Annotated in this window: 5 protein-coding genes; all 5 read left to right on the forward strand. The window is 37.3% G+C overall.

Annotated features, from left to right (window positions below; translation table 11 throughout):
* The coding region (locus E1140_RS02685) for an AMP-binding protein (RefSeq protein ID WP_155178773.1) at positions 1 to 1,003 on the forward strand (1,003 nt) is incomplete at its 5' end.
* Positions 1,000 to 1,938: an alpha/beta fold hydrolase gene (locus tag E1140_RS02690; RefSeq protein WP_246202697.1), complete on the forward strand. Its 939-nt coding sequence runs from the start codon at positions 1,000 to 1,002 to the stop codon at positions 1,936 to 1,938. The genes E1140_RS02685 and E1140_RS02690, both read left to right, overlap by 4 nt.
* Positions 1,935 to 3,356, forward strand: a complete 1,422-nt coding sequence (locus E1140_RS02695; protein ID WP_155178775.1) for a hypothetical protein — start codon at positions 1,935 to 1,937, stop codon at positions 3,354 to 3,356. Before E1140_RS02690 ends, E1140_RS02695 begins: the two co-directional genes overlap by 4 nt.
* A 143-nt stretch (positions 3,357 to 3,499) precedes the next feature.
* Positions 3,500 to 5,968 carry a TonB-dependent receptor gene (locus E1140_RS02700; protein ID WP_155178777.1) on the forward strand — a complete coding sequence of 823 codons (2,469 nt, stop codon included), beginning with the start codon at positions 3,500 to 3,502 and terminating at the stop codon, positions 5,966 to 5,968.
* Positions 5,969 to 6,218: 250 nt separating this feature from the next.
* Positions 6,219 to 6,788 carry a hypothetical protein gene (locus tag E1140_RS02705; RefSeq protein WP_155178779.1) on the forward strand — a complete coding sequence of 190 codons (570 nt, stop codon included), beginning with the start codon at positions 6,219 to 6,221 and terminating at the stop codon, positions 6,786 to 6,788.
* Positions 6,789 to 6,926 lie beyond the last annotated feature (138 nt).

Below are 6,926 nucleotides of genomic sequence, written 5' to 3' on the forward strand. Positions count from 1 at the left end.
TGGCACAACAGGCCGTCCAAAGGGGGTAATTTATACTCATAAAATGCTTTTTTGGAATAGTATTAACACTTCTATAAGCATAGAATTAACATCTAACGATCATACCATTAACTGCATGCCGGCATTTCATACGGGAGGTTGGAATGTATTGTTAACTCCGATGCTTCACAGAGGAGCGACTGTGGGAATCATTAAAAAATTTGATGCTGATTTAATCATTAATCTACTTCAGGAAAAAGGGTCTACCATTTTTATGGGTGTACCTACCATGCTTAAAATGATGAAGGAGTCACCTTCTTTTGATAAAATTCAATTGGATAAGTTGAGGTATTTTATTGTAGGTGGTGAGGCTTTGCCTCATGCAGTTATCAAATCGTGGCATGAGAAGGGTGTGAGCATAAGACAAGGGTATGGTTTAACGGAGGTTGGTCCTAACCTAACTTCATTGCACCAGAATGATGCCGAGAAGAAGCTTGGCTCCATTGGCAAGCCGAATTTCTATCTGCAGACTAAGCTTGTAGACAAACAGTTTAACGAAGTGTCGGCCGGAGAAATCGGTGAGTTTTGCCTTAAAGGTGAAGTGGTTACACCTGGCTATTGGAAAAATGAAAAGGCTACTTCTGAAGCTTTTAGAGACGGATGGTTTATGACTGGTGACCTGATGAAGCGCGATGAAGAGGGCTATTTATATGTGTTGGACAGAAAGAAAAGCATGTTTATCTCTGGTGGTGAGAATGTGTATCCTGCAGAGGTGGAACGGATTTTGGCAACGGCCAGTGGTATTAAAGAGGTGGCTGTGATAGGTGTTCCTGATGAAAAATGGGGAGAAGTGGGAAAGGCATTTTTAGTGGTAAATCAAAAGATCGACAGTCAAAGTCTTGCTGATTATTGCTGTTCGAAACTAGCGAAATTTAAAATACCCAAACATTATGCAGTGGTTGATGAATTGCCTAAAAACGATAGTGGTAAAATAGATAGAAAGGCTCTAAAGCAATTATTATGAAAAAATATCTGATTACTTTAATAACTCTTTTCAATACAGTTACACTTATGTCACAAGATCAAAAGGTAGCAGACCTTCTTAAGCCATATACTTTTGAAACTCACTATGCAGCACTCAATGACAGTATTAAAATCGCTTATGTTGAAGAGGGGACTGGTGATAAGACCCTTTTATTTATCCACGGCCTCGCCACTTACCTTCCGTCATGGCAAAAGAATATTGAAGTCTTGAAGAAGGACTATCGCTGTATTGCCATTGACTTACCCGGGTATGGCAGATCATCTAAAGATTATATTTCAGGTTCAATGGGCTATTATGCAGATATAATTCATGAGTTCATTGAGCATAAAAAGTTAAAGAATGTAATTCTCGTTGGACACTCAATGGGAGCTCAGGTGTCAATGACAACTGCACTCAAATACAATAACATTGAAGCACTAATATTGGCAGCCCCTGCAGGAATAGAAACTTTTAGTGAGACTGAAAGTCAATGGATGAAATCAATATTTAAACCTGAAAGTATAGCTGCAGCGACTCCGAATCAGATAGAATTTAACTATGGGCTAAATTTTTTTAAAATGCCTGACGATCTTAGATTCATGATTACTGACCGCATAAATATGACTAAAGGAACAGATTTTTCAGCGTACTGTAAAGCGGTCTCTCTTGGTGTTTTTGGTATGTTGGATGAGCCCGTATATAACAGATTATCAGAGCTGAACATCCCAACACTTGTCGTATATGGAAAAAATGACGCACTGATTCCAAATAAAATACTACACAAAACTGCTACCACCCAGCAGGTAGCTGATGATGCTCATGCACAGATAAAAAACAGTGAATTAGTAATGATTGACGAGTGCGGACATTTTGTTCCTTTCGAAAAAGCTGATATTTTCAACCAAAAAATATTCGAATTCTTATCATCTAAGTGAAAGTACAACTAAAGAAATTCAATGAATTTGCTGAGAAAATCCTCCCTCATGAGGCATCCTACTTACTAAGCATTGAAAATTTTGAGGATGAAGAGAAGAAAAGTGTACTTTCTAAAATAGCTTTTAACAGCAACAACTTTAACAGACCTCAGGCTTACGATACAAATATTGACAAGCGTAAGTATTCTGGCATCAAGAAGTGGATTGATCAGAAACTTAATGATATAAGCGTTGATAATCATTTTGAATGGATCAACGAAATGGACCGTAAGGTGGTGACGGACGCCATTACACCAGAAGATGAAGTAGCCCTTTTTAAAACCCTCAAAAAGTACGAGCACCCTATTTACAACTTCATGAAGTATTATGAGTTGATGCTCAACTATAGGCACTTTTTGTTAATCAGGTTGCGGTATGATGATCATAAACTTGTCAACGAATTCATTACCACCTATAAAGACGCATATACTAAGTCGATGGAGGTCAATGAGAAACTGCATCAGGCTACAGTAGATATTATTGATCAGTATTCTATGAATAATACTGAGTCCAGGCACTGGGAAAACTGGCTTACCGAAGTGTTTTATGATAGCAATCTTGATGGAAGTAATCGCTATTTGGCTATCATCAGACTCACCTTTATGTATTTTAATTATCGCGAATTTGATAAGCTAAAAGTGCTCTATGACTACCTTGATGAGCTGCTCGCAAAGGGACTTTTCTACTCAAGGAGGATACTTTATAACTACTATGCCAACCGCCTGATGCTTCATTCTAAGTTTGACGTATTGCAGCAAGCGGAAGAATATGGGTACCTATCGATAAGGCAGAAAAATGCCGATCATTTGCAGTATCTGACCAACTTTAGCTCTATACTATTAAGGAGAGGTAAAATAGATGAGGCCTTAAGTTTAATGCGTGAGTCAATGACTGAGATGAAGACCTCGCATAACTTTCACAATAAGATTGGCTTCGTGGCTTTCTATGTTAAATGTCTCACATTAAATGGCCAGTCTGCAGATGGCGAGCGCTATGCAGAAAGCTTTTTAAGACTCAATAAGGAGCAGGTGTTAACCAAAAGATGGTATATATTTTTTAGCGCTTATTTACAGACTTTACTAAGGCAGGAAAAATATGAGAAGGTGATCCAAAGCTGTAAAAAGTATCGTCTCCTTATTCGGGATAAGGAAGATCAAAAAAAGCCTATTTATTTGCCTACTATAAAGTGGTATTATGAAATGTCGAAGTACATGGAGGGAAGGATAGATGAAGATAAATTAATAGCGGCAATTATGGACTCTGGAACAAAATATTTGGCCACACATCATAAGTCAGCAGTTATAAAAGACCTTCTCGATGACTTAAAAATACATATTCCTCACATTATTAAAGATGTAAAGTCGTTGCTAGATTATTAGGTGTTAATTATCATAAAATCAGATAGTTAGGATTTTAATTCGATCAAAAACTGCCGAAAGTCACACTTAACTAATTTTTATCAATGTTTAGGAGAATAATGGATATCGCTAGGTTGGGGTATAATTTAAACTTTAAACCCATTATGAAAAAATATTTTACTTTACTTTCAATCCTGATGCTGTGTGTTGCAGCCACTCTTCAAGCCCAAAATGGCGGGGTAAAGGGGACTATTACTGATCAGGCTAATGATGTGCTCATAGGTGCAAACGTTTCCATAAAAGGAACCACCACTGGAACTACTTCAGACACTGATGGTAATTTCACTTTGTCACCTATTGATAATGGTACCTACACACTACTTATTAGTTATATAGGTTATGAAGAAATTGAAAAGAGTGTAACTATCTCAGGTGCCATAGTAGATATCGGTACCATCACACTTAATCCATCCTTACTTTTTCTATCAAACCAGATCGTGGTTTCTGGATCCAGAAGAGCAGAGAAGCTTACTGAGACTCCTGCCACTATTCAGGTGATATCTTCAAAGCAAATTGAAGAGCTACCAAGCTTTAATCCTGGTGAGCTTTTATCAAGAGTTAAAGGTGTAGAATACGTTAGATCAGGTGTGGCTGCCACAGGAGTTAATATCCGTGGATTTAATAGTAACTTCAATGCCAAGAACCTTCAAATAAACGATGGCCGTTATGCTACTTTAATAGCTACTGGGCTTCCATTTGGGCCTTTAGGTACAATCATAAAAGAAGATGTGGACAGAATAGAAGTAATCTTGGGTCCAAATGCGGCTCTTTATGGTCCAAATGCTCACAATGGTTTGGTTAATACTATTACCAAAGATCCAAGAAGTTCTGAAGGAACCACTTTTGCACTAGGCGCGGGAAATCAGAGTATGGTTACCGCAAGGTTGAGACATGCTCAAAAGATCAATGATAAGTGGGCATTTAAAGTAACAGGAGAGTATACTAAAGGTGAAGAGTTTGAATTTGCTGACTCAGTGTATATCGACAGGCTTGATGCTAATGGCAACCCTGGCCCTGATGGCGTAAAAGAAGGCTATGAAGAATTGGAACTCGATAATGATTTTAATTTTATGAGAGGTTCTGCAGCGCTTTACTATAGTTTGAATGATGATGCTGATATCATAGCCAGCTGGGGTGGAAGCAATAGTACCTATCTTGCACCTACCAACGTAGGTAGAAATCAGATTGTAGATTGGAAAATCAACTATTACTCATTGAAGTATGCGTCTACACATTTCTTTGCACAGGCTTATATGACTACCAGTAAGACTGATGATACTTATGCCATTGATGAAAGAACAAAACAATATTACAGAGGTATAGATGCTGGTCTTTCAGATGCTGAGGCCAGGGGTGAGCAATCATATTCTAGTGCCGCTAAATTTAAAGATGCTTCACAACGCTATAATGCAGAAGTGCAGTACAACAACGAAGTAGGAAACTTCTCTTATGCAGTAGGTGCACAATGGCAACGTGACTTAGCTAATAGTAAAGGAACATACTTATTGGATACAGATGAAAATGACTATATCCAAATTGACCAAACAGGCGTATACGGGCAGGCAGAATACAAATTTGGATCTGGCTTCAAAGGAACAGCAGCATTTAGAGGTGATAATCATGAGATTTATGGATTCAACTTTGTACCTAAGTTAGGAATAGTAAAAACTGTGAAAGATGGAGCTTTCAGACTTACTTACGGACAGGGCATAGCTGCTCCTACTATCCTTAATATGTATGGCAATCTCTTTGGAGGTTTAATATTGGGTAACTCTGATGGTTTTACACTTGCTGATGGTACCAAGGTTGAGAAGCAAGGTGTTGAGAAAATTCAGAGTTATGAAATTGGTTATAAAGGACAGGCTTCTAAAAAACTGTTTGTTGATGCCAATGCATACTATAACATTTCAGAAGACTTCTTGAGCCCGGTAACTGTGGTAGGTGTGACTACAGAAAGAGGTAGTGTTCCAACTTCACAGGTGCAGGCTGCTTATGGAATATATGGAGGGTTAGTAGCTACTTATGTCAACTTCGGACAAGTAAATACTTATGGTTTTGATTTGGGTTTGAATTATCAGCTGGCTAAGCATGTCACAATGAATTTCAACTACTCTTATTTCAACTATTCTGTTGATGAAGATAACCTTGAAGAGAATGACTTTAATAAGGATGGAGTGGTTAACAAATTAGATGTTTTGGTAAATGCTCCTAAAAATAAATTCGGAATAGGAATTAACTACAGTGACGGTAAGTTCTTTGGAAACATCTTTACGCGTTGGGTTGAGGAATATGATTACTTCTCTAGCTACCAAATAGCAGCTAAAACACAAGACTTAACCTATAGAGGAACTCCAGTTGTAGAAAATTCAAGAAGCACAGACACTTACAATTACGGTCCGCTAGGAGGATTTGTAAATGTTGATCTTGGTCTTGGTTATCACATCAATGATACATTCACAATGTCTGGTCAAATTACCAACCTGTTTGATGCAGAATTCAGAGAGTTTACAGCATCACCATTCATTGGGAGACTGTATTCAGTTGAGCTAAAAATTAATTTGGGTAAAAAATAGTTTTAGGTAAGTTTTGAAAGAAGAAAAAGGCAACACGAAAGTGTTGCTTTTTTTGTATCTGGTTGGCAGAAATTCGGGAGGTGTTTTTCTTTCATTTTCTTAGTAAAATCTTACATATGACCTATATTAATCAAATATTCTAAATAATCGATTCAATTGGGTTAATATAGTATCATAATTAGGTAATCTGGTAGTTACTCCCGCAATAAATCCTTCTGAGCTTTGCATTGAATAATTAAATACAATTGTTATGAAAAGAATAACATTTTATCCTTCGATGTGGCCGGTGCCTTACAAACTTGATGAGGCTCCGAATTTTTTCCAGAATGGCGAACGTGTACAAGAATTGGTTTTAAACAATTCTTCTAATGTTACGGCCGATGTTTCTCAAATGAATTTGAATATCACTAAATTTTCAGCCATTGATGACAATGGTCAGGAGAGTACTATCAAAGATTTTTCTGGTAAAACGTCAGTAACCTTTAAAGGTATGGGTACAGGTCACTATATTAAAACGGCTAGTGTGCTTGCATTAGCGCCTGGTACATACACTACATTGCGTTATTATTTGAATAACGAAGACAACAGCTTTGTTAAAAGTAATGGTGAGGTAGTGGCTGCTAACAACATTGACTACATAGATTTTGAAATAGAAAATGGGTTGATCATCAATGGTAACGAATCTTTAGAAGTTAAACTTTATTTTGACTTTGCTCCATTTAAGTTAAGCAGCTATTTTAAACCTCTCACAGATTGGTTTAGAAGTAAAAACCTGCTCAATGCGAATTGGCCAGAAGTGGTTTTAAATTACCTTGATTAGAAATAAGAAATAATTTAATATATTAAATAAAAGGGGTTTTTAGCCCCTTTTGTTTTTACTAGAGATATTGGAAACTGAGCCACTCACCCATCATCCCTCTTCACCAGCGCAAACCAATCATTGTCAAGTTCCAGATAG

It is taken from the genome of Fulvivirga lutimaris, assembly GCF_009711525.1.
GTDB classification, from domain to species: Bacteria; Bacteroidota; Bacteroidia; order Cytophagales; family Cyclobacteriaceae; genus Fulvivirga; species Fulvivirga lutimaris.

Excerpts from the sequence above, each read along its gene's own strand:
- E1140_RS02690 (WP_246202697.1), top strand. The coding sequence starts at position 1,000 with ATGAAAAAATATCTGATTACTTTAATAACTCTTTTCAATACAGTTACA.
- E1140_RS02705 (WP_155178779.1), top strand. The coding sequence starts at position 6,219 with ATGAAAAGAATAACATTTTATCCTTCGATGTGGCCGGTGCCTTACAAA.
- E1140_RS02700 (WP_155178777.1), top strand. The coding sequence starts at position 3,500 with ATGAAAAAATATTTTACTTTACTTTCAATCCTGATGCTGTGTGTTGCA.